Origin of the sequence: Marinomonas lutimaris (assembly GCF_019426345.1) — a bacterium.
Lineage (GTDB): Bacteria > Pseudomonadota > Gammaproteobacteria > Pseudomonadales > Marinomonadaceae > Marinomonas > Marinomonas lutimaris.
On sequence record NZ_JAHLLW010000057.1, the window covers coordinates 1 to 542 of the forward strand.

Sequence of the window (542 nt, forward strand, 5' to 3'; positions counted from 1 at the left end):
ATAGGGCGCAGCAAGCCGTTTATTTCCCACTTATCACGACTGTCAGCCGACGCTTTTAGCGCATACAATGACCCTGTGTTTGCCGAAGAAAACCTCTACAAAATCTACACCCAAGTAGAGAAGGGCTTTATTCGTGTGGATGCCGACGAGCTAACTTACCCAGCGCACGTTATCATGCGTTACGAGATAGAACGTGACCTGATCAACGGTGTAATAGAACACACAGACGTACCCGCATTGTGGGATGAGAAAATGAAAGCCTCCCTTGGTATCTCCACCAAAGACAACTACAAAAACGGCTGCATGCAAGACATTCACTGGACTGACGGCGCTTTTGGCTACTTTCCAAGCTACACACTAGGTGCCATGTACGCCGCCCAATACAAAGCCACCATGACACAAAACGTCGACTTCGACGCCGCAATCCAAAGCGGCGACCTAAGCCCCATCTTCCAATGGCTAAGCGACAACATCTGGTCACAAGCCTCGCTTCACACCACGGATGAACTCGTCAAACGCGCCACAGGCGAAACCCTAAACGC

Annotated in this window: 1 pseudogene; it reads left to right on the forward strand. The window is 50.6% G+C overall.

Annotation, left to right across the window (positions count from 1 at the left end):
- Positions 1-542 (forward strand): annotated as a pseudogene (locus tag KPL72_RS21095) (carboxypeptidase M32); the annotation flags it as partial.